Source organism: Diplocloster modestus, from assembly GCF_019042245.1.
Classification (GTDB): Bacteria; Bacillota; Clostridia; order Lachnospirales; family Lachnospiraceae; genus Diplocloster; species Diplocloster modestus.
On sequence record NZ_JAHQCX010000004.1, the window covers coordinates 121,770 to 143,928 of the forward strand.

Sequence of the window (22,159 nt, forward strand, 5' to 3'; positions counted from 1 at the left end):
CCATACTCCCGAATTGAAGATTCGCACCAACCATCTTCTCTCTGTAAATTCCGCAAAGTATTTACTCTTCCTCGTCCCTGCATTTTCTATCTCATTTATTTTCACCACTTTAACACAGGAAATTCACGATGTCAATTGAAATATCCTATTTTTTAAATTTCTACATATTCTATTTCTAAAATAACAAAATAATTCTAAAATATTAAAAAAATATCTATTCCCGCACTTCTATAAAATGAATTCCTGCAGTTTCAGCCAAAGGGCATGCAGGAAGGGGTACCCGAAAGGGGCAAGAACAAAGAGGAACATTTCAACCAGATCCGCATCCTGATTTTCAGTCTCGATTGCTGTGAACTCATAATCTATGGTTTCATAGTACTGCTGATTGTACAAAAAATACTCGACCACGATAAAAGCGTTTGCACCATTATTTATAATATTGGAACATACAATGCGGGTATCTGTGACGGCTGCCTTTTTATAAATAATCCGCGCCGATTTCAAGGCTTCAAAGTTACTGTTCTCTTTTACTTTCCATATGGAATAAACGCCGATATTGCCAGTCGGTGTTTCACTGTATTGTTTGACGGTTGAGATGCTGATTATGTAGGTGTAAATAATAAACGTAACGGCTACAGCCAATATCAATAACAAGCCGGCGAAGATAAGCTGTTTTTTCTTTATTCTGGTCATAATCACTCCGCTCTTAAGTAGATTAAAACGAAAAACGTTTTTATCGTGCGTGCATAGTTGTTCGGAAACCATTTATCAGGAAATACCGGGGTTGGTATTAGGGATGAACCGAATCTAATGCTTGATATATTTATGTAATTCATATAATAAGTTTTTCATGTGCTCCATGATGAAAGCAATCTCGTTTTCATCGCATCCTTTTACAATGTTCAGCAGCTGATCCTGTAGCTCTGTTAATTCGTAGTCCTCCTGTGTACTTTTGGCCGGAATAATCTGATCCACCGAAATATCCAAAGCGGTAAGTATAGACAGCAGACAGTTTAAACTCATTCTCTTATGTCCTGTTTCCAGACGATAGATATAGTTTGGTGTAACGCCCACTAATTCCGCTAATTTTTCCTGGCTCAGACCTTTGCTTACTCTTAAGTTTTTTATATTTTTAGCCATCTGTTTGTAAATTAATTCCAAAACTATTCCACCTTATCTTCCTACCCATTATTTTAGTCATATCGTTTCGCTGTGCAACTGACTGTAGGGAAATTATTTTTCCCGCCAGTCAGGGTTGGGCAGAACCTCTAAGGAGGCCTGGCAGCCGGCTTTTTTCGACAATTAGAAAAGACGATTATCCTTGGATTTTTGGATAATCGCCTTTTCTTTTTTTCTATATAAAGAGGAACAGGTACCGCTTCGAAACTCTTATTAAAATACTCTATCCCTCTGGATCTAGCCCCAGTTCCTTCATCGCATGACGGATATGGATCTTCATCGCGCTTCTGGCTCCCTGGGCATCCCTGGCCTCCAGGAATTCCATGATAAGCCCATGATCGCTTAAGGTACTCTTTACCGCCGCCTCGCTCTGCGCGGAAAGCGCCACCCCCCTGCCGATCGCCTCATACAGCACCGGCATCAGTTTGTACATGAAGTCATTGTGGGTAGCTTTCGCAATCGCTTTGTGAAAAGTATGCTCTGCTTCGGTCCGGTCTTTCCCTTCACGGATCAGCTCTTCCACCTGCCGTCCGTAGCCAATGATCCGCTTCAGCTCCTGGTCACTGGCCCTGGCTGCCGCCAGCGCGGCCGCTTCCGGTTCAAAGATCAGACGCATCTCATACAGATCCCGCGCACCCGCTTTCGTATCCGTCAGGTTTCCAAGCGCCATTCCAGCAAAGGTATCATTTTCTTCCCGGACGTAGGTACCAAGCCCTCTGCGTATCTCCAGCACTCCGTTGGTGATCAGAATGCGAACAGCCTCCCGAAGAGTCGTCCGGCTGACATCCAGCTCCCGGGAGAGTTCGTTTTCATTTGGAATCTTATCCCCGGGCCGGAACCTTTTCTCGATCGTAATCATGGTCCTTATATCGTCGGCCACACTTTCCGAAAGCCTTCTCGTATTTGCCATTTTGACTCCTCCTCCGTCTGCTTCTTTCCGTCTGACGATACAGGAATCGTTCAGACGGTTTCCCGGCAGATCACTTCGAACCCCATTTTCCGCTGCCTTGCCGTCAGATTCTTTGCCTCCATCATGTCCAGCAGCATCTCTGCCGCCTCCACTCCGCTGTCCCGGTAAAAATAACGGGCAGTGGTCAGTTTGGGCGAGATTACTTCTGCTAATTTGGTATCTCCCAGGCTGGCAATGGATATATCCTCCGGTATCCGCCTGCCCAGATCCCGGATCGCATTAACCGCCCCCACCGCGATCTCATCCGCAGCCACAAACACCGCATCAATATCCGGCTTCCTGCTCAGCAGGTGACACATAGCATGATACCCATCCTGAATCCCATACCCGGTTTCTGTTATGATGATATTTTCGTCCGGAATGCCATTCTCGGACAAAACTGCCAGAAATCCATCCTGTTCCCTTAAAGCTTCCCTGTTTTTCCGCGGCACTGCCAGCATGGCGTACTGTGTTCTGCCCCGTTTGACGAGAAGCTCCGTCATGTTTCTGGCTGCCTCATAATCATCGAAGCAGACACAGCTGTGTCCTTTTACCTGCTGTCCGATGATCACGCAGGGCGTCGTAAGTTTATCCAGAAATTTCTGTTGTTCTGCAGGAAAACCGGTTGGGATAAAGATAATCCCATCCACCCGGTTGTTCCTGAATATATTCAGATATTCCAATTCTCTGCTCGTACTGTTTTTTGAGTTGCCCAGTAATAGATAATACCCTTTTTCTGCCAGAACGGAGGTAATTCCGTCTCCCATCTCGCAGGCAAAATCGGATCGTATTTCCGGAAGAACGATGCCCACCTGCATGGTTTTATTCGTCCTCAGCATCTGCGCCTGCGCGGATGGTATGTAGCCCGTCGCATCGATGACCTTTTTGATTGCCTGCCTTTTCTCCTGACTTACATACCCGTCATTTATATATCTGGATACCGTCGCCCTTGAAACTCCCGCCAGCCTCGCAATCTCATTTATATTCACGGTAAAATTCTCCTTTTATCATCGGTATAAAGCTCAAGAGAAATGATATCAGAAAAATTATGTTTTGGAAAGCCCGATTTTGTGGTAAACTTTAAAGAACAACGTAAGAAAGAAAGGATGTACAAAATTATGGCACAGAATCCAGTTGTAACATTTGAAATGGAAAATGGAGATCTCATCAAAGCGGAATTATATCCCGATCTCGCTCCCAATACGGTCAATAACTTTATCAGCCTTGTCAAATCCGGTTTCTACGACGGCTTGATCTTCCACCGGGTAATCAACGGTTTCATGATCCAGGGCGGATGCCCGGATGGCACCGGAATGGGAGGTCCCGGCTACAGCATAGCAGGCGAATTCGCTCAGAACGGATTCGTAAACCAGTTCAAACACGCTCCCGGCGTATTATCCATGGCCAGAGCGATGAATCCCAACTCCGCCGGAAGCCAGTTCTTTATCATGCATCAGACCTCTCCCCATCTGGACGGCTCTTATGCAGCCTTCGGCAAGGTGACGGAGGGAATGGATGTGGTAAATAAAATCGCGGAAACCGATACGGATTACAACGACCGGCCGCTTACTCCTCAGGTAATGAAAACAGTCACCGTAGAAACCTTTGGAGTAAATTATCCGGAACCTGAAAAAATGTAAGCATAGCCAAAGGAAACTAACCGGGATCAGCCAATGACGCGGAGGGCGGAGGTGCTATTTTTACCGTCACTCTGCCTGCCAGGCTCATCGGAACACCCATATAAACTATCTGCAGGAAGTCTCAATATTTCCGCAGATAGTATATCTTCAGAACAGCTGCCGCGGTCACATGAAACGCCAGCACCGCAGCCATGGTCAAAGCTACGATCTTATTATAATAGGCAGACACGGTGATCCCCACCACCAGCGCTCCGGTTGTAATAAAAAAGCTCTTCCCCAGCGCGTTCTGGCGGATCATCTGCCTGCGCTCATCGTTCTCGGAGCGGTACAGGGCATTCAGCCTGGTCTCGCTTTTAAGCGCCATCCAAAGTCTGACCAGATAAATGATCAGCAGGATACAAAATCCAAAGAAAAGGCCGCTGACAAAAGATGACAGCATCTCATCCGTACTGCCGCCCGCGGCGCTGCCTGCCGTCATAATACCGGCCGCTACGACCGCCACCGCTGTCAGCAGACCTATTCCATACATTATGATTCTATGTTTCACTGTTTTTCTGAATCCATTCATAAAGCTTCCTCCTTCACTTCTGAAAAGTCAAACACTTCTTCAATCGTCAATCCGAAATAGCGGGCTATCTTATAGGCCAGTACCAGAGATGCGGTATACTTTCCCACTTCGATCGAGGTAATGGTCTGCCTGGTCGTTCCCACCGCTTCCGCTAACTCTTCCTGGGATAATTTTGCCGCTTTCCGCAGTTCCCGTATTCGTGTTTTCAAACATATCACCTTCTACTTTTCGCTAAGTTAACTTTGCATTTATAGTATAGTTTGCTTTGCATTTTTTGTCAAGCCCGCTTTGCATTTTATTGAAATTTTCTGTTCCCGTGCCAATTTCGAAATGCTTCTGTTTTCGGGTACTGGATTTGACAGATATGTATTGAACTATTAGAATTAAGAAATAATAGCAGCGGTCCAAAAATCCCCGCTGGCCCTAAAACAGAGAAAAATTTGAGATTTCTGTGCTATTATTTATAATAGTGAAACATCCACGAGCATCGGAAAGGAGTTCTCTGACATGAGCAAAATTCTCTTAGTAGACGATGAAAAAGGCCTCGTTGCGATGATGAAAAATTATTTTGAGCTGTCCGGATACCAGGTGCTCACAGCCTGCTGCGCAGCGGAGGCTCTAAAGCAGGCAGCCCGGCAGCCGGACATTATTTTGCTGGACATCAATATGCCCGACCTGGACGGGCTGACCGTCTGCGCCCGCATTCGGGAGCATATCTCCTGTCCCATACTCTTCCTGACCGCCCGGGTAGAAACAACTGATAAAATCAGAGGCTTTCAAGCCGGAGCCGATGACTACATCGTCAAACCCTTTGATCTGGATGAACTGGGGGCAAGGGTAGCGGCCCACCTGCGCAGGGAAGACCGGAAACAGGGCCAGTCCGTCCTGCGTTTTTTCGGGAATATGGCCATCGACTATACCAAACGCCGGCTTTCCATCGATGATACGGAAATATCCTTATCGAAGATCGAGTTTGGCATCGTAGAACTGCTCTCCGCCAATCCAGGCCAGGTCTTTGACCGGGAGAGGATATATGACATCGTATGGGGCCTGGAGGGAAGCGGGAACAGCGACACGATCATGGAACACATTCGGAAAATAAGGGCAAAATTCTCTGCCTGCACAATGCACAATTACATTGAGACCGTATGGGGGGTGGGTTATAAATGGAATGGCTGAACAAGAAAGGACTGAGACAGTCCTTTTTTATCATCACCGCTCTCTTTTTATGTCTGGGAATCGTGTTAGCCGGCATCACATTTTCGATCTGCTTAAAAGTCCAAGATCATATCTCCGTTTCCCCAAATTTCGAAATATCATTGGACGAAGAGGGAAAAATCATCTCTGGGAAAGAAACAGCAGCGAAACCGCAAACCCCAGATCACGGAGGCGGCATCTGGAACCTGATCACGCTCCTCCAATTCACCCTGCCTGTACTATGGATTATCCTGTCACTGATCAGCGCCGCCGTCGTTTTTTACAATCTTAAACTAAAGCGTCCGCTTGCCGTATTGCAGGCGGGAGCCTCCCGAATCCGGCGCCATGATCTGGATTTTCAAATCGAATCCTGCGCGCAGGACGAACTGGGCCAGCTCTGTGAATCTTTTGAAATCATGCGAAAAGAGCTGCAAAAAAATAATCAGGAACTCTGGCGTCAGATGGAGGAGCGCAAAAGGCTGAACGCCGCCTTTTCACACGACTTAAGAAATCCCATCACCGTTCTGAAAGGCTCAGCGAAAATACTCCAAAAAGAAGCAGCGCAGGATTCCCCTGATTCACGAATACATGCACCCATAATAAAGGAATCCATATCTTTGATCACAGAATACACCGCCCGTATTGAAACCTACGTAGCGCTTATGACAAATGCACAAAAATTAGAAGAAATAGAATGCCGCCCCCTCCTATGCGATACAACCGCATTACACACAGAACTGGAACACGCGCTGACTGTCCTTACCTCCAGCCAGAAAAAAATGATAAAAATATCAAACACCATCCTCACTTTGCAGGTACGCATCGACAAACAATTCTTATTTGACACCGCAGAAAATCTGGTAAATAATGCCCTGCGCTATGCCTCCGCAACCGTCCAAGTCGAAGTATCCTATCACCAAGACAAAATACAATTCTGCATTACCGATGACGGTCCCGGCTACCCCGACACGATACTGCAAAAAGGGCCGACTCCTTTCCTCAGAGAAAACCCCTCAGGAAATGAGCATTTCGGAATGGGCTTGTACATCTGTAAACTCCTGTGCGAAAAGCACCAGGGAGGAAGCCTGACCCTTGAGAATACCAACCGTGGAGCAAAGGCTACTGCCATTTTTAGAACGGAAAGCCTCTTTCCGCCCCATTCCGCAAACTCCTTGAGCATTTCTTGAGATTCATCCGTTACAATCTTCTTATCAAGCAGATAAGGAGATTTTTTATGGATATTCAGGTGAATCAGATTTCGAAAACGTACGGCAGCGGTGATAATCAGGTGGCCGCCTTAAATCGGGCTGCCATGACCATCCACGCCGGTGACTTCATTTCCATTATGGGACCTTCCGGCAGCGGAAAGAGTACTTTACTGCATATCTTAAGCGGTTTGGACCGTCCGACCACCGGTACGGTGACATATGGCAAGACGGATATTCATCACGGGACAGACCGGGAACTATCCGCTTTCCGCAGGCGGAAAATCGGTTTTATCTTTCAACAGTTCAATCTTCTTCCCGTTCTCACCGCCCGGGAGAACATCATCATGCCGCTCCTGCTGGACAGGCAGAAACCGGATGAGGCGTATCTTCAGAAGCTGGCCGGGCTGCTGGGCCTTACTGACAGACTGGACCATCTCCCTCATGAATTATCCGGCGGGCAGCAGCAGCGGGTGGCGGTCGCCCGTGCTCTGATCGCGAAACCGGATGTGATCTTCGCGGATGAGCCGACCGGGAACCTGGACAGCAAAAGCGGCGGGGAAGTGATGGCTATGCTGTGTGACATTCGGGAAAAACTGGGCAAAACACTCGTCATCATTACTCATGACACCCGTATTGCGGAAATGGCCGGCCGCCGGTTCTATATCGTTGATGGAGAACTCTCGGAGGTGACGGTATCATGAAATCATATCTGTCTTTAGCCTGGAAGGAATTAAAAGCCCAGAAAATCACTTCGACCCTGATTTTACTTGCGGTTATCCTGTCGACGATTGCCACGACCGCCATCGGCCAGTCCATCGGGATCTTACAGTCCATGCGGGTGAATCAGGCTTCCGGCCTGAATGGGGACCGCTACGGGACTTTTCATCAATTAACCGAAGAACAGGCGGCCGCTTTGTCATCCGATCCCCGTCTATACGATGTCGGCAGTCTCATCAACCTGGGCAATCTGGATTTGGGCAGCAGCGGTCTGACCCTGTTTCTGAGGGAATACTGCGGGGATGCTCTGGACGCCTACCCCTCTGTCGGAAAAATAAAAGAGGGGCGGCTTCCCACAAAGGAACGGGAAATCGCCCTGCCGGAGGACGCGCTGCAGTATCTGGATTTTAACGGAAGTCCGGGTGATCTGATCACGCTGCCCGTAAAAGTCAGCCTGCTATCCGATGTACAGCCGCCTTATGAATATACCGCCGATTTTGTGCTGACCGGTATCCTGGAAAGCAATTACATCGGTTACGCCACCGGAACCGTGGACGCGGTAGCTGGTGAAGGAACTGCGGCCGCCCTGCTCCCTTGGCGCTATTTTCTGTATTCCACAGATTTCAAGACGAAAAACACAGATCTCTTTCAATCCATTGTGTATGAGCTTGCCGGTCAGCTGAATATACCGGAGGATCATATTCAATATAACTGGGTGCTGTTAGACGCTCTGGGTATCTCCTATGATGAAAAAGGAAGCGCCGATAGCGCCGCCGGTTTCCCCTTTATGACAGCCGCCTGCGTTCTGGTCGGCGCACTGATCCTGTTGGCGGCCGGCCTGGTTATCTACAATATATTAAAAGTCGCGGTTACAAAACGGATACAGGAATACGGGACACTGCGGGCCATCGGCGGTGAACGAAGACAGCTGTACCGGCTGGTGACGTCGCAGCTGCTGGTGCTTTGCGGAATCGGAATCCCGTCCGGATTATTATGCGGAGTCCTCTGCGCGAAAGGAATCCTGACAGCAGCCACCGGGCTGCTGAATCCGGATCTGTTCCTGGCTGCCGACACCCGGGAACTGAACGCTGTCATAGCGGAAAACAGCTCCTGGCAAGTATGGCCTATGCTGGCCAGCGCTGCCGTTACCCTGCTGTTCGCTGTGCTCGCCGCCTTTCCCGCTGCCCGCTATGCCTCCCATGTATCGCCCACGGTTGCCATGCGCGGGCAGAAGCTGAAGATCAAAAGACACAGCAGAAAGAAAAAACGGATACGCAGCTTCGAGGCTTTTTATGCCCGCCTGAACCTGAAGCGGGGCCGCGGACGTACCTGGGTCACCATTCTGTCTATGGTTATGAGCATTACTGTTTTTGTGGCACTTCAAAGTTTCAGCGGCCTTCTGGATACAAGCGCGGCCGTACAGCAAATGCATCTGGGCGACTACGCGGTCACTAACGAAACCGTTGGAATCCCCCCGGAAGCAGCGTCTGAATTAAAAGAACATGAAATGGTCGGGAATCTGTCTGCCGTAAAATTATCGGTCTATCAGCAGGATGAAGAGGGTAATCTGCCGGTCCGTCTTAATTTTCCGCTGCAGTCCTGGGAGTCCTTCCAGATAGCCGGAATCGATTCCTCCCGCCTGGCCTCTTACACGCCTGGTCTTTCGGATCAGGATCTTTTGGAACTGCAAAGTGGTAAAGCCTGCCTGATCAAGAATCCCATTGCCTTTGTCTATGAGGGGAAAACCATAGAGTCTACAAATCTACAGCTTAATGACAGGATTACGGTTAACGGGCAGGAAATGAGGGTGGCCGGTATCGCAGACAATCCGGTAACGATCAACAACGAGGGCTTTGTAAACGGCGTACAGGTGATCGTATCCGATGGGGCTTATGATACTTTGACCGGCCGGACACACTATTCCGAGCTCTACCCGGAACTGCGGGAAGGCGCTGATGCGGATTCTTTTGAAAAACAGCTGGACGAATGGTGCCTGGAAAATCCTGGCAGCCATTGGCTCTCCTACCGCCAGTCCGACGCGCAGCTGGCCGAGAGCTTCGAACAGATCCATCTTCTCTGCTGGGGACTGATTTTATTCATAGGATTGATCGGTGTATTGAATATCATCAACACAGTTTACACGAACATTCATACCCGGGTTCATGAAATCGGCATGCAGCGGGCAATCGGAATGAGTACGCGCAGCCTCTATCAAACATTCCTGTGGGAGGGCGCCTACTATGGTATGATCGCCTCTGTATTCGGCGCTGTCTGCGGATATCTTTGTACGATTTTTATCGGTGCGGCTGCGGCCGATCATTTACAGTGGACGGCCGTTCCGGTGCTTCCCATTCTGGAAGCCGCAGCTGTCTCTGTAGCCGCCTGCCTGGCAGCCACCGCGATCCCGCTGCGTGGGATCGCCAAAATGAATGTGGTAGAATCTATTCTGACAGTTGAATAAGGGTTTCCCTCCATCGCTAAATTCAGAATTCAGATCAATCTAAATAAAGAAGCACAGTACCCTCCGGCCTGTATTGTACAGATTATTTTTCTGTACAATACAGGCCGGAGGGTACTGTGCCTTTCTGTTTCACTGGTATTATTTGATATTTTGTATGTCCTTAATGATTTCCTCCGCGGAATAGAACTCCTTCACCAGGCTTTCCCGCTTCACTTTGGCCGTGTCATAGACCGCATTGAGTGCCTTATCATACTCTTCTTTGGACATGAGTTTTCCTTCCCATTTATACTGATAAACGGGCTCGCCGTTCTTATCCAGCTGGACATTTGAATTGTCCTCCGCGCCATAGTAACCGGCCGCGATCTGTTCCAGCCGGCCATTTTCCATTTGGTACACCACGTCATAGTAGCTGTCCATATGGCCGTCGGAATTACACAGCAGACTGCCCCGTTCAATATATGAGAAATTTAACCGGCTAAGCTGCGTCTCATAGACTCTCCCATCCGCGCAGCTGATAATTTTACTCCCGACCGCTTCACTGCTGCCGAAGGCTGCGATCTCCGGAATATCATCATCATTGATATAAATCAACCGGTACCCTTCCCACATACCTGCGTCCTGAGCCTGCAGATAATCAGTATAAGCCTGCTGCCATGAGCTCTTCGCATCCGCGGGCTTTGGCCGGTCCGCCCCGAGAAACCCCAGCACGGACTTTACGGTAATTTCCGCCAGCGCAGAGTTGGTTTGTTCACTCAGCTCTTTTTCAAAAGTGAAGGATCCCTTTGCATCACCACTGAAAATTCTCGCCTCCGAGTATCCGGTACCCGCGTCCGGTCCCGATGCCGGTGAATAACTGCAGATAATAATAATATCGTTATAGCCGTCGCTGTTATAATCCGGAAAAGATACCGCTTCTACGGAGTTGAAAATCTCATTTGGCCGGATGTTATCCGGGAACGGCCCATCCAGGATACTGCTCACCTTGTTGTCCTTCCAGACGACGAATTCGGCGTCCGCCAGCGGTTCCTGATCCGTATCCGGCGCATAGGAGGCAAATTTCACTTCACCTAAAGGGGGGAGTTCCACATCAAAAGTCTGGTCTTTGATGATTCTCTCATCCGGAAACGTCCTGTCTGCCTGGTCTTTTTGGTCCTTTTGATGCTCCTCCATTCCCTGGCTTTTCTTATCGTTTGTCCCGAAACCGGAATCCTGTTCTTCCCTTTGACTCTCCTGCGTGGCTGGCTCCTGGTCCGGTGCCGCTTCCTTCTCCTTGCCGCAGCCTGCCAACAGACTCATCAACAAGATACCAAACACGATGATAGTTGCTAGTCTCATGGTTCTTCCTGCAGATTTTCTGCTTGTTCTCTTCATGACATGATTTCCTCCGTGCATGCGTTTTCCGCACATACAGGTACGGGTGAACCTCTTATCGTTCAACCTTTTCCCTTTGTTGTTTCATTTCTCAGTTTCTCACAGGGATGTCTGTCCTGCAGTCCCTATTATACTATCACGGTACCAATCTGTCACTAATTTCTCTATCTGTGATCTGGAAATCTATAGGAATCTGATCTGAAAATCTATAGGAATTCCCCCTTGTTCCCTGTGGATTTACGGGGTATAATATAGTCACTTCGGAGAAAAGTGGAACAAAAGTGTATGGAAGAAAGGACACACCTGTCATGGAATTTGAACAAATTTTACACATTGTGGTCACCTGCTTCATCCACGTGCTGGAATGCATCGGTATCCTCATCATCATGGTGGGGGGCTTACGTACCTTCATCTCCTATGTGCGTTCCGGTTTCAATGCGGACAGGCATGACATCAAGCTGGGCTTTGCCCGGTCTCTGGCTTTTTCCCTCGAATTTAAACTGGCCGGGGAGATCCTGCGGACGGTAATTACCAAGACGATCAGTGAAATGTATGTCCTGGGCGCCATTATCCTGCTGCGGGCCATCCTCACTGTCGTGATCCACTACGAGATCAAGTTCGAAACCGAAAATGAACGTTTAGAGCAGGAACAGGAACAATTGGAACAAAAACAATCGAAGTAAGCGGCCTCATCCCCGGCCTTTCATATGGGACTATTACGGCAGAGGTTTTTCCAGCCTCATCTGGGCGGCCAGCGCATTCTGATACACCTTATCGCTTATGGGAAGATGCACTTCTTCCATAAACCAGCTGGACAGATACGCTGCGTTGGCCAGCTCCAGCGCATTGAGGCCTTCTTCTCCCGGAACAGCCAGCACGTTACCGTACCTGATATGATCCGCAAAATTCTGTAACATCAGCCGATAAGTATCGGCTGTTTCTTCCACTGGAATTCTTCTGCGTTGGTGAGAAGGCTTTCCATAGATCTCCCGGTTCGACCGCGCAAATTCATCTGTCGCAAGCTCATTCTCATCAAAGGTAAGTACCGCATTATTTTCTATCGTAAGCCGTCCCTTTGTCCCCCATATCTCCAGCCGGTTAACCCCCGGGCTTTCTCCCGAGGACGCCAGATAATTCCCTTTAAAACCCGCAGCGTAGTGAAATCTTAGTTCTACACTGTCATCCACGGAAAACGAATTAAATCTGCCGTAACATAAATCCGCCCGGATACTCTTTGGCATTCCGAACAGCCACTGCCAGAGATCCAGATCATGCTGGCACTGATTGATCAGCAAGCCTCCGCCCTCTCCCGTCCAGCTGCTGCGCCACGGGGAACTCTGGTGATAACAAGGAGACCGGTACCAATCGTTTCGGATCCAGAGCGCACTGGTCAGACTTCCAAGACAGCCATCGCTGATCATTCGGTGAGCCTTAAGCCAGACGGGCAGCATCCGCAGATTAAACATGACCGCAAAAGCAGGCCGAATGCGGTTTTCCGCGACGGGCGCCTGCCGGTGTGCGTTAATCAGCTGCCGCGCTTCCATCGTGCTGACCCCCAGCGGCTTCTCCACCAGTACATGCAATCCATACTGAAAAGCCCGAACCCCAAGTGCCACATGCGTCCGGTGGGGCGTGGCGATCAGAATTCCGTCAAACTCTCCGGCATGCGCGAACATTTGATCCGTATTTTCATACCGCTGTATTTCCGGATATCGTCTTTGTATCTCCTGTTGGCCTTCCTGATTCCGGCAGCAGATACCGGTAAGCGTAAGTCCTTCTATCCCGCCGTCCGTCATCAGCTCGGCATATTGTCTCCCCATTCCGCCATATCCCACTAATACCATGCGAATCTTTTTTTCATTTTTGCCTGTCATTTGGACGCTCCACAGACTACCTTTCCGGGATTCAGCAGTCCTTTGGGATCAAAAACCTGCTTGATTCCCTGCATCAGCCGGATCTGCGTCTTTCCTACCTGCTGCTCTAAGAATGCCTGCTTTGCATACCCGATTCCGTGCTCGCCCGATACCGCGCCGCCCAGTTCATTGGCCCGTTCATACATTTTATCGAAGGCCAGTGCCAGTTTCTTCTTCCACTCCTCCTCATTCAGCTCATCCCTGCAGATATAGACATGCAGATTGCCGTCCCCTGCATGCCCGAAGCTGGGGATCCGGATATCGATCTCCCTGGCCAGCTGGTGGGTATATTTGATAAATTCTGCCACATGGTTCCTGGGGACGACCACATCGCACTCATCCATCTCCGTTGTGGAGGCTTTGATCGCCTCCAGGAACGCGCTTCTGGCGGACCAGACAGAATCCTTGCGCTCATCCGTATCAACCAGCAGCACATCCAGCGCCCCCTGGCTCAGGCACAGCTTCGCGGTCTTATCATACTCCGCTTCCACCTGCTCCAGGGAGCTGCCGTCAAAGGTCAGCAGCAGATACGCGTCACTCTGGGTGTCCGGGAATTTCTTACCCAGATATTCTTCCGCGAACAGGATCGTCTCCCGCTCCATGAATTCGACCGCCGTCGGAGCGGATTTGGACCGGATGATCTCCGGAACCGCCTCGATCGCCGACTCCATAGACGGATACGGGATCAGCAGGCTGATGCTCTTCTGGGGCAGCGGCACCAGCTTCAGTACCGCTTTGGTAATAATGCCAAGCGTGCCCTCCGATCCGATCATCAGATCTTTTAAGCTGTACCCAGAGCTGTTTTTGACGATTTTCCCGCCCAGCTCCACGATCTCTCCGGTGGGAAGAACGACCGTCAGCGCCCGGACATAATCCCGGGTAACACCATATTTCACCGCCCGCATACCGCCGGCGTTGGTGCTGATGTTGCCGCCGATGGTGGCCGACTTCTCCCCCGGATCCGGCGGGTACAGAAAATCGTGGTCCTGGGCGAACTGGGCCAGTTCCATCAGCAGCACGCCCGGCTCCACTGTGACTGTCAGATTCTCTTCATCCAGCTCCAGGATGTGATTCATCTGCGTGGTTTCCAGCATGATACCGCCGTACAGGGCCACGGCCGCGCCGACTAATCCCGTTCCGGAGCCGCGGACAACTACCGGTATATTTTTATCATAAGAATATTTCATAATAGCAGATATTTCCCCTGTAGAGCCGGCCCGGATCAGCACGTCCGGATAACTGGAGATCCCCCCCAGCTCATCATGGCAATAATCCTCACCGATCTGCTCCCGGGTCAGCAGGTTCTTTTCCTCTACAATCTGTTTTAATGCCAGGATATCCTCCTGGTCCATTTTGTGATAATTCATCGCCCATGCCCTCCTTTCAGCTGCTCCGTCAGTTTCGGAACAATCTCATACAGATCGCCGACCAGTCCGTAGTGCGCCACATCGAAGATGGACGCGTTCGGGTCCTGATTGACCGCAATGATGCAGTCCGATCCCTTCATTCCTGCCACAAACTGTACGGACCCGGAGATTCCGAGCGTGATGATCAGCTTCGGCTTCACGGTCCTGCCGCTCAGTCCGATCTGATGCTTGGCGTCAAACCATCCTGCTTCGATCAGCGGTCTCGTACAGGCCATATGTGCCCCCAGCAGTTCACAGAGCTCTTCTATCATTTCCATGTCCTTCGGACTCTTTACACCGCGCCCCGCCGCCACAATCACTTCTGCCTCAGAAATATCGATTTCCTTGGGCTTTTCAATTACCTGCAGTACCTCGGTATCCGTTTCCACTGCGGAATCGGGAAGCTGCATCCTGGTCACCTTCCCTCCGGCCTGCTCCTGCCGCTTTGGCGCCGAGAAAATCTTATACCGGACGGTACAGAACTGGGGTCTTGCGTTTGGTGTCACGATCTGGGCCATAATATTTCCGCCGAAGGCCGGACGAATCTGCACCAGGTCCGTATTGTCCTTCATCTGCAATATCGTGCAGTCAGCGGTCAGCCCAGTCCGGAATCTGGCCGCCACCTTAGGAGCCAGTGACCGCCCCAGGTTCGTGGCACCGACTAACACAGCGCTGGGATGTACCTGCTTCACGAAATCTTCCAGGGCATTGGCATAAGGGCCTATCCTAAAATCCGACAACTCCGGCCTGTCATAGACAAATACTTCATCCACGCCGTAGTGCAGCAGTTCCTGCGCCGCATCGTTCAGTTGACTGCCCAGGATCACGGCGTAAACCGGATGCGCGTTGACCGCAGCCAGTTCTCTGGCCTTTCCGATCAGTTCGAACACGACAGGATGGATTCTTCCCTGTTCGTATTCCGCGAATACGGTAACTCCATTCCACAGGCTTTTATCGATTCCCCCGGATTTCTGTTCCTCCAGCGTGATCACTCCCTGGGGGCCTTTTTTCACACACAGCTTACACATTTTACAGCCGGCGCTGATATCCAGTTTTCCGTTTTCATAGCTGATGGCGCCGAACGGACAGGTTGTCATCAGCTGTCCCGCGGTCTGCTCATTTACCAGTTCTTCGTGTATATGTAACGTTTGCACGGCTCATTATCCTCCCTATATGAATTTCTTCCCGCCCAGTATCCGGACAAAGGTTGTGGTCAGCAGGTCAGCATCTCCCTCGAAGATCTCCTTCGATGTGTTTTTCTGAGGCGGGAAGATGCGCTCCACCTGCGTGGGAGATCCGGCCAGGCCGTAGTTATTCTCGTCCTGGTCCGCAAAATCTTGAATGGAAAACGTCTGTATGCAGTTCTCATCCGCTGCCATCTTCCGGCGGTACGACGGAAGCCTGGGCGTATTCGCGTCCTTATCGATGGTCAGCAGGCACGGAAGAACCATCTTTACCTGCTGCAGATACCGATCCATATTCGCTTCCACGGTGATCGTCTTTTCTCCGGTTACCGTATTTCCTCCGCCTATCTCACACCCCTTTACAGCCAGGATTCTCTGCACATTCGCCATATGATCCATCCCCAGGAACTCAGCCGTCTCAGGCCCTACCTGGGCAGTGTCCCCGTCTGTGGTCTGTTTGCCGCACAGGATCAGATCGTATTCTCCCATCTTCCGGATTCCCTGGGACAGGGTATAACTGGTCGCCACTACGTCCGCACCCGCGAATTTCCGGTCACTGATCAGGCCGCCGTTGTCGGCCCCCATATAGACCGCTTCCAGCAGTACGCTTTTGGCCTGGGGCGGCCCCATGGTGATCACATCCACCTTTCCGCCGTACGCTTCCCGCAGGCACAGCGCCTGCTCGATGGCATACAGGTCGAAAGGGTTCATCTTGGATTCCACGCCGTCCCGTTTTAAAACTCCCGTCTTTTCATCCACTTCCACATTGCTGGTCCCCGGTACCTGTTTGATACACACCAGAATTTTCATGTTCTACCTCCTCGACAGGTCTTTCTTTTTATGTTATTCCTAATAAAAAGATACCCCAACCAGTGCAGCCCGGGATGGCTGCGGCAGTTTGAGGTATCCATATGCACAATCCAAATTTAATACATCTAACCCATTTATTAATACATCTTATCCACGATGGATTCCGCGGATTTTTTATTGTTGATATAGCTCTCATTATATGTCTGCCGGTAATACTCCGTATACAGGACTTCCATAATATACAGCTGGCTCATAACCGCAGTGGTCGAGCCTCCCTGCAGCGGCCCTTCCTTAGCTCCGCAGAGAATGGAGGTGTCGGAATAAGTCGTAAGCGGCGATTTGGCGAATCTGGTAATGCCAACCACGTACGCTCCCGCTTCCTTTGCCAGTTTCGCCGTCAGGATCGAATCCTTCGTGGAACCGGAATAGGAGATCACCACCGCCACATCCTGCTGTCCCAGCAGAGACGCCGCCATGGCCTGCATATGGGAATCCGTATAACAGAAAACTTTATCCGTGATCCGCAGGAATTTGTTGGTCGCCATCATGGCCACATGACCGCTGGAACCGACGCCGAAAAACATGATCTTTCTGGCCGGCACCATCGCCCGCAGTACCTCCAGTAGCTTCTGGTGGTCCAGCAGCGCATTCGTCTCCACGATTGCGTTGACATTGGAATTCAAAAGCTTCTGGGTCAGCACCATCAGATTGTCATCCTTATTGACATCCTCCGACAGAGGCTGCACTTCCTCTTCCCCTTTGATACTTAGGGATACTTTTATCTTGAATTCCTGGTAACCCTGCAGCTTCATCGTCTTACAGAATCGGAATACGGTCGTTTCCCCTACCTTACATGCGTCCGCCAGATCCGTGATGGACATAAACAGAACATCCTGCGCATGCTGCAGCAGATAATCCGCCACTTTTCGTTCCGCCTTTGTAAACTGATTATAGTTGGAACGTACCTGCATCATAAAATCGCCTTGAGCCATAGCAACTCTCCTTCAAATATTTTCTCCATGATTTGAGAATTTTACCGGCCCACCCGTCCTTTTGCCAGGTGAACTGCTCCCCAAAGGCCCGCCCTGTTACCAAGTCCGGCCCTTTTGAACACCACATCCCGAAAGCTTGGCATGATCCGTTCCAGGGTTACTTCCTTCACCTTTTCCACTACATAGTCCTGAGCCATTACCCCGCCCCCCAGCAAAATGCACTGAGGATTAAAAATATGTATCAGTGTAACCAGTCCATGGGCAATCTCCCAGATCCAGTCGTCCAAAAGTGTCTGAAGCACAGGATCATTGGCGATCCTCTCAAAGAGTTCCCTGCCGTTATGAATGTCCGGGTCATAAGCGTGAACGGTTCGGATCAACGCGCTGGTTGAGGCATAGTCTTCATAGCAGCCGCTGATTCTCCGGCCTTTTACCACCTGTCTGCCATGGATAACCACACTTCCCACTTCACCGGCAGATCCGGCCACCCCTCGGAAAATCTGTTTTCCGATCACGATGGCTCCTCCCACTCCGGTTCCATAGGTAAGACACAGATAGTCTTCGAAGCCTCTGGCGGCTCCAAAGTGCCCCTCTCCAATCGCTGCAGCATTCACATCGTTCTCTACCGCAACAGGCACCCGGAATTCAGCCTCCAGCCGTTTTCGGATCTCCATACCGGTATATCCTGGAATATTATCGTTGGCGTAACGGATCTTTCCTTCCTGAACGTCCACCTGACCAGCTGTGCTGATCCCGATGGCGTCACAGGGGCCATATGACTTCAGAATCTCAGCCGCACGCTGCATAACGAATTCTCCGCCCAGACATGCGTCCGTATCCTGTTCCTTTCTTTCCGTTAACGTTTCCCCTTCGCAAACTGCGCTTTTTATGGATGTTCCCCCGATATCCAGTGCCAGTATTCTCATAACTCACTCCTGCCTTACCACATTGACACACTGCATCATGATACATACAATCATGGTAATTATTATATTATACACTCATTTGTGGATCGCCGCTACATATCTTTTCGTAATGTCCATAGGCCTTGTGATGGCTGTTCCCACCACAGCCGCCAGTACTCCTGTCTTTAAAGCTTCTTTTAACTGATCCGGACTCCAGATCCCGCCTTCCGCGATTACCGGCTTTCCCGTGTCCTCCACCAGCCGTCTCATCAGGTCAAAATTCGGAAGAACCGCCTCTGCCGTGTATGGCGTGTATCCATGCATGGTGGTCGCTATAATGTCAAATCCAAGTTCTGTGGCCTGTAATCCTTCCTCATAGGTCGAACAGTCCGCCATAAACAGCTGATTCGGATATCTTTTTCGTACCTCTCGAAAAAATGGTTCCAATTCAACCTTTCCCGGACGGGTCCTGTTCGTACTGTCAAGCGCAACAATTTCCACACCGGTCTGTATCAGTGCCTCTACTTCCTTTATGGTTGGTGTGATATAGACATCGGAATCCTCATATACTTTTTTGATAATTCCAATAACCGGTAACGGCACTTCTTTTTTTATTTCGATAATATCTGACACACTGTTGGCCCGGATTCCCACTGCACCGCCCTTCATCGCTGCAACCGCCATACGCTGCATGATATAAGAACTGTACAGCGGTTCGTCTTCCAGTGCCTGACAGGATACAATCAGTCCTCCTTTTATTTTCGCCAGTATGTTATTATCCATCTGGTATCAACCTCCTCTTCCCCCAAACAGCAGTTACCTGATCCTGGGTACGAAGTCATGTAATTTCTTCAAAGGCCTGATCCAGTCGTGCGAGATCTTCCGGTTTCACAATATTATTTTTCATAATATTATACTCTTTCAATGTCCGAATATTTTCCTGCGTTGGTTCTACACCCAGGTCCTTTAGAGTAAGGGGCATATTCATTTTCTTCATCATTCCCAGTATCTTCTGATATTCCGTCTCCGTCTCGTGGTTGAACCGCATCTGCATCAGCACTCCTACCGCTACGATCTCTCCGTGCAGCGCATTCTTCGCCTCCACCGGGAAGAATTTGCGGACCGCATCGTACAGGCCGTGGGCCACTGCCAGCTGGTCGGAACCGCTGGAGAAACCGCTGACCATGGAGGTGACGATCAGATTGATTAAGGTCAGATCCTGAAGCAGTTTTTCATCACCCATAGGGTTTTCATATACCTGCACGCCAAATCTGGTCAGGAAATCATAGATAAATATGGAGTTGGAATATGCCATATATTTCTGAAGGGATACTTCCGGATAGGTCAGTTTGGCCGTGCCGTTGACGATCTCCGGGAGTTTCGCGATCGAATCCATGATGCCGGACGCGAACAGCTGCTTCGGCGACGACCCGATAATATCCAGGTCCACCAGTACAGAGTCGATCTCTTTCTCCTTCGGGATGGAGCAGTCATAGCTGCCGTTCTCTTTTGTATACATGATGCTCACTGCCGAACTTCCGGCGCAGGTGGCCACCGAGGTCGGCACCGTTATGATCGGAAGTCCCGCCATATCGGAGAATACTTTACACAGATCCATACACTTCCCGCCGCCTATGGCCACGACCAGTTCACTTCCAGCCTCTTTCGCCGCTTTCGTCAGGCGATTCGCAAAGTCCACGGAGTTCGGTTCATTCATTACACGATAAACGGTCTCAATTCCTTTTTCCGCGATTCCGGCCTCTGCTTTTTCCCGGACCAGGGGCAGGGTCGAAGGGCCGCCCACGATAAAAGCTTTTTTTCCGTAGCGCAGGATTTCATCCGGCAAAAGCGCTGCGGTTCCCTTTCCATATATAAATCTGCTGCAGCCTATTTTCAGAAAACTTACCTCTTCCATTTCGTTCATTTCTCCTTTTATTTGTCGCTGCCGGCTGTCAGTCCGCCGATCAGATATTTTTGTGCCATAAGGTAAATTAGAATCGGAGGTATAATGGCGATCACTGTGCCCGCCATGATCCAGTTCCACGGAGTGACGATATCCACCATTCTCGATAATCCCACCGTCATGGACACCTTTCCGGGGGATGAAGTCAGGATCATCGGATACAGGTACGCATCCCAGCCATTAAAGAAGGACAAGGCGAACGCCGTCGTAACCGCCGGAAGCGATACCGGGAGAATAACCCGCACCAGTGCTCCCACTCTGGTACAGCCGTCTACCACAGCCGCTTCCTCCAGGGTTACCGGAATGCTGTCGAAGAAACCCTTTAATAGCAGGATCGGATTCGCGATCGCCGTAGCCACCATGGCGATGATGATCAGTATATAAGTGTCATACAACCCGGTGGAATAAGACAGGCCGTATAACGGTGTCACGATGACGATCTGCGGTACCACCTGGATCGCCACGATGATCATCAGGAACGGGACTTTGAATTTGAATTTGAATCTGGAGAGTGCGTAGGCTGCCAGTATGGCGATCACCACGGTGAACAGGCTGGTGCCAACCGCATAGATAATCGATGCTGCCAGATATTGCCACAGCGGCGTCTGACTGGCCAGCTCTACATAGTTCTCCCATCGGAAATACTTCGGCAGGATCATAGCCTCCCCGAGCTTCTCAAACGGTGTAAAGGAAGTCATTACCGCCACATAGATCGGCAGCAGGGCAATCAGCATCCATATGATTACAAAAAAGTACCGTACGATATAGTTTCCGGTCTTTTTCATGGTTTTTCTCTTTTTCGCATTCATTGGTTCTCCTCCTTTACGTTATGTTTCATCAGGAAGAAAGCAATGATGGATACCAGGGCCATCGTAAACAATGCAATCGCGGCAGCCCCTCCCAAATCCGAGTTAACGAATGCTTTCTTATAGATCGTGATACTCAAAAGTTCAGTCGCGTTCAGCGGTCCGCCTCCGGTGATGACATAGACCAGGTCAAAGATCGTAATAGACCAGGCCATCAGTATGGTTCCGCTCATAACCATAACCGGTTTTAGCAGCGGTAACGTGATATGGGTGAAGTATTTGATTCCCAGCGCCCCATCCAGCTTTGCGGCATCCTCCACCTCTGTGGGTATGGTCTGCAGCGCGGACAGAAGGCTCATGACAAGAAATGGGACTCCCTTCCAGATCCGGATAAAGATAACCGTCACCAATGCCAGATCCACTCCCAGAAAGCCGATCGGTTTGTCGATGATATGCAGATTCATCAGGATCGTATTGATGATACCGTTGGAGGAATTGAGCACCCAGCTCCACATAGTACCTGCAAACACGTGTGGAATCACCCAGGGAATAATGACAACGGTCCGCATAAAGCTGCGCCCGGGAAGGGGTTTATTCAGACACAAAGCCAAAATGGTGCCTACAATAAAGATTCCCAACAATCCGAACACCACCCAAACGCCGGTCCGGCCCAGTGTCGCCATAAATTCCGGTGTCGCTATGTAGGAAAAATTCTTAAAACCGACCCACTTCTGAAATTTACCGATCAGATTAACTTTCGCAAAGGAGTACCAGATCAAATTCACAAGCGGTATAGCAAAGATGGCAATCATAACAATGATCGCAGGTGTCAGATAGATGTAGGGTAGCCGCCCCTTTCTTCTTTTCAATTTCATAATAGTATCCTGCCT

General features: G+C 50.0%; 23 protein-coding genes and 1 other annotated feature (1 of these 24 running past the window's edge). Of the genes, 6 read left to right on the forward strand and 17 right to left on the reverse strand.

Annotation, left to right across the window (positions count from 1 at the left end):
• Positions 1-87 (reverse strand) — a binding site (T-box leader) (it extends 207 nt beyond the left edge of the window).
• Positions 88-228: 141 nt separating this feature from the next.
• The 4 genes from KTH90_RS07580 to KTH90_RS07595 form a co-directional block, all read right to left on the reverse strand.
• The gene (locus tag KTH90_RS07580; RefSeq protein WP_158350078.1) at positions 229-693 is read right to left on the reverse strand and encodes a hypothetical protein; all 465 of its coding nucleotides are present in this window, start codon (positions 691-693) and stop codon (positions 229-231) included.
• Positions 694-807: 114 nt separating this feature from the next.
• A complete protein-coding gene (locus tag KTH90_RS07585) occupies positions 808-1,161 on the reverse strand; it encodes a helix-turn-helix domain-containing protein (protein WP_158350079.1) in 354 nt (117 codons plus the stop codon).
• A gap of 241 nt (positions 1,162-1,402) precedes the next feature.
• On the reverse strand, positions 1,403-2,089 hold the full coding sequence (locus KTH90_RS07590) for a FadR/GntR family transcriptional regulator (protein WP_158350080.1): 687 nt from the start codon (positions 2,087-2,089) through the stop codon (positions 1,403-1,405).
• Positions 2,090-2,139: 50 nt separating this feature from the next.
• Positions 2,140-3,117, reverse strand: coding sequence for a LacI family DNA-binding transcriptional regulator (locus tag KTH90_RS07595; RefSeq protein WP_158350081.1), 978 nt, complete (start codon positions 3,115-3,117; stop codon positions 2,140-2,142).
• Between the two features lie 129 nt (positions 3,118-3,246).
• Between KTH90_RS07595 and KTH90_RS07600 the strand changes: the two genes are divergently transcribed.
• Positions 3,247-3,768: a peptidylprolyl isomerase gene (locus tag KTH90_RS07600; protein WP_158350082.1), complete on the forward strand. Its 522-nt coding sequence runs from the start codon at positions 3,247-3,249 to the stop codon at positions 3,766-3,768.
• 121 nt (positions 3,769-3,889) lie between these two features.
• On the opposite strand, the gene KTH90_RS07605 is transcribed toward KTH90_RS07600, so the two are convergent.
• Together KTH90_RS07605 and KTH90_RS07610 are read right to left on the reverse strand one after the other, a co-directional pair.
• The gene (locus tag KTH90_RS07605) at positions 3,890-4,336 is read right to left on the reverse strand and encodes a hypothetical protein (RefSeq protein ID WP_158350083.1); all 447 of its coding nucleotides are present in this window, start codon (positions 4,334-4,336) and stop codon (positions 3,890-3,892) included.
• Complete coding sequence (locus tag KTH90_RS07610; protein ID WP_158350084.1) at positions 4,333-4,545, reverse strand: helix-turn-helix transcriptional regulator; 213 nt, start codon at positions 4,543-4,545, stop codon at positions 4,333-4,335. The genes KTH90_RS07605 and KTH90_RS07610 overlap by 4 nt, the downstream gene beginning before the upstream one ends.
• Positions 4,546-4,843: 298 nt before the next feature.
• On the opposite strand from KTH90_RS07610, the gene KTH90_RS07615 reads away from it, so the two are divergent.
• From KTH90_RS07615 to KTH90_RS07630, 4 genes are read left to right on the forward strand one after another with little or no spacing between them, the layout of a single operon-like run.
• Positions 4,844-5,515: a response regulator transcription factor gene (locus KTH90_RS07615; protein ID WP_238726563.1), complete on the forward strand. Its 672-nt coding sequence runs from the start codon at positions 4,844-4,846 to the stop codon at positions 5,513-5,515.
• On the forward strand, positions 5,503-6,720 hold the full coding sequence (locus KTH90_RS07620) for a HAMP domain-containing sensor histidine kinase (protein WP_238726564.1): 1,218 nt from the start codon (positions 5,503-5,505) through the stop codon (positions 6,718-6,720). Before KTH90_RS07615 ends, KTH90_RS07620 begins: the two co-directional genes overlap by 13 nt.
• Before the next feature lie 47 nt (positions 6,721-6,767).
• The gene (locus KTH90_RS07625) at positions 6,768-7,442 is read left to right on the forward strand and encodes an ABC transporter ATP-binding protein (protein WP_158350087.1); all 675 of its coding nucleotides are present in this window, start codon (positions 6,768-6,770) and stop codon (positions 7,440-7,442) included.
• Complete coding sequence (locus KTH90_RS07630) at positions 7,439-9,919, forward strand: ABC transporter permease (RefSeq protein WP_238726565.1); 2,481 nt, start codon at positions 7,439-7,441, stop codon at positions 9,917-9,919. The genes KTH90_RS07625 and KTH90_RS07630 overlap by 4 nt, the downstream gene beginning before the upstream one ends.
• 138 nt (positions 9,920-10,057) lie before the next feature.
• Here KTH90_RS07630 and KTH90_RS07635 read toward each other — a convergent pair whose 3' ends face one another.
• Positions 10,058-11,254 (reverse strand): hypothetical protein, encoded by a 1,197-nt coding sequence (locus tag KTH90_RS07635; RefSeq protein WP_238726566.1) that lies wholly within the window; start codon positions 11,252-11,254, stop codon positions 10,058-10,060.
• A gap of 344 nt (positions 11,255-11,598) precedes the next feature.
• Between KTH90_RS07635 and KTH90_RS07640 the strand changes: the two genes are divergently transcribed.
• Entirely contained in the window at positions 11,599-11,973 is a 375-nt protein-coding gene (locus KTH90_RS07640; protein ID WP_158350090.1) for a DUF1622 domain-containing protein, read from the forward strand.
• A 33-nt stretch (positions 11,974-12,006) separates the two neighbouring features.
• Here KTH90_RS07640 and KTH90_RS07645 read toward each other — a convergent pair whose 3' ends face one another.
• From KTH90_RS07645 to KTH90_RS07690, 10 genes are all read right to left on the reverse strand, one after another.
• The gene (locus tag KTH90_RS07645) at positions 12,007-13,164 is read right to left on the reverse strand and encodes a Gfo/Idh/MocA family protein (protein WP_158350091.1); all 1,158 of its coding nucleotides are present in this window, start codon (positions 13,162-13,164) and stop codon (positions 12,007-12,009) included.
• Positions 13,161-14,570 (reverse strand): FAD-binding oxidoreductase, encoded by a 1,410-nt coding sequence (locus tag KTH90_RS07650; protein ID WP_158350092.1) that lies wholly within the window; start codon positions 14,568-14,570, stop codon positions 13,161-13,163. Before KTH90_RS07650 ends, KTH90_RS07645 begins: the two co-directional genes overlap by 4 nt.
• Positions 14,567-15,763, reverse strand: a complete 1,197-nt coding sequence (locus tag KTH90_RS07655) for an FAD-binding protein (protein ID WP_238726567.1) — start codon at positions 15,761-15,763, stop codon at positions 14,567-14,569. The genes KTH90_RS07650 and KTH90_RS07655 overlap by 4 nt, the downstream gene beginning before the upstream one ends.
• A gap of 15 nt (positions 15,764-15,778) precedes the next feature.
• Positions 15,779-16,603: an electron transfer flavoprotein subunit beta/FixA family protein gene (locus KTH90_RS07660; protein ID WP_238726568.1), complete on the reverse strand. Its 825-nt coding sequence runs from the start codon at positions 16,601-16,603 to the stop codon at positions 15,779-15,781.
• 137 nt (positions 16,604-16,740) lie between these two features.
• On the reverse strand, positions 16,741-17,595 hold the full coding sequence (locus KTH90_RS07665; RefSeq protein WP_158350094.1) for a MurR/RpiR family transcriptional regulator: 855 nt from the start codon (positions 17,593-17,595) through the stop codon (positions 16,741-16,743).
• A gap of 41 nt (positions 17,596-17,636) precedes the next feature.
• Positions 17,637-18,521, reverse strand: a complete 885-nt coding sequence (locus KTH90_RS07670; protein WP_238726569.1) for an ROK family protein — start codon at positions 18,519-18,521, stop codon at positions 17,637-17,639.
• A 75-nt stretch (positions 18,522-18,596) separates the two neighbouring features.
• Positions 18,597-19,283 carry an N-acetylmannosamine-6-phosphate 2-epimerase gene (locus KTH90_RS07675; RefSeq protein WP_238726570.1) on the reverse strand — a complete coding sequence of 229 codons (687 nt, stop codon included), beginning with the start codon at positions 19,281-19,283 and terminating at the stop codon, positions 18,597-18,599.
• 55 nt (positions 19,284-19,338) lie between these two features.
• Positions 19,339-20,415 (reverse strand): iron-containing alcohol dehydrogenase, encoded by a 1,077-nt coding sequence (locus KTH90_RS07680; protein ID WP_238726571.1) that lies wholly within the window; start codon positions 20,413-20,415, stop codon positions 19,339-19,341.
• A gap of 17 nt (positions 20,416-20,432) precedes the next feature.
• A complete protein-coding gene (locus KTH90_RS07685) occupies positions 20,433-21,272 on the reverse strand; it encodes a carbohydrate ABC transporter permease (protein WP_158350098.1) in 840 nt (279 codons plus the stop codon).
• Positions 21,269-22,144 (reverse strand): carbohydrate ABC transporter permease, encoded by an 876-nt coding sequence (locus KTH90_RS07690; RefSeq protein ID WP_158350099.1) that lies wholly within the window; start codon positions 22,142-22,144, stop codon positions 21,269-21,271. Before KTH90_RS07690 ends, KTH90_RS07685 begins: the two co-directional genes overlap by 4 nt.
• Between the last annotated feature and the right edge of the window lie 15 nt (positions 22,145-22,159).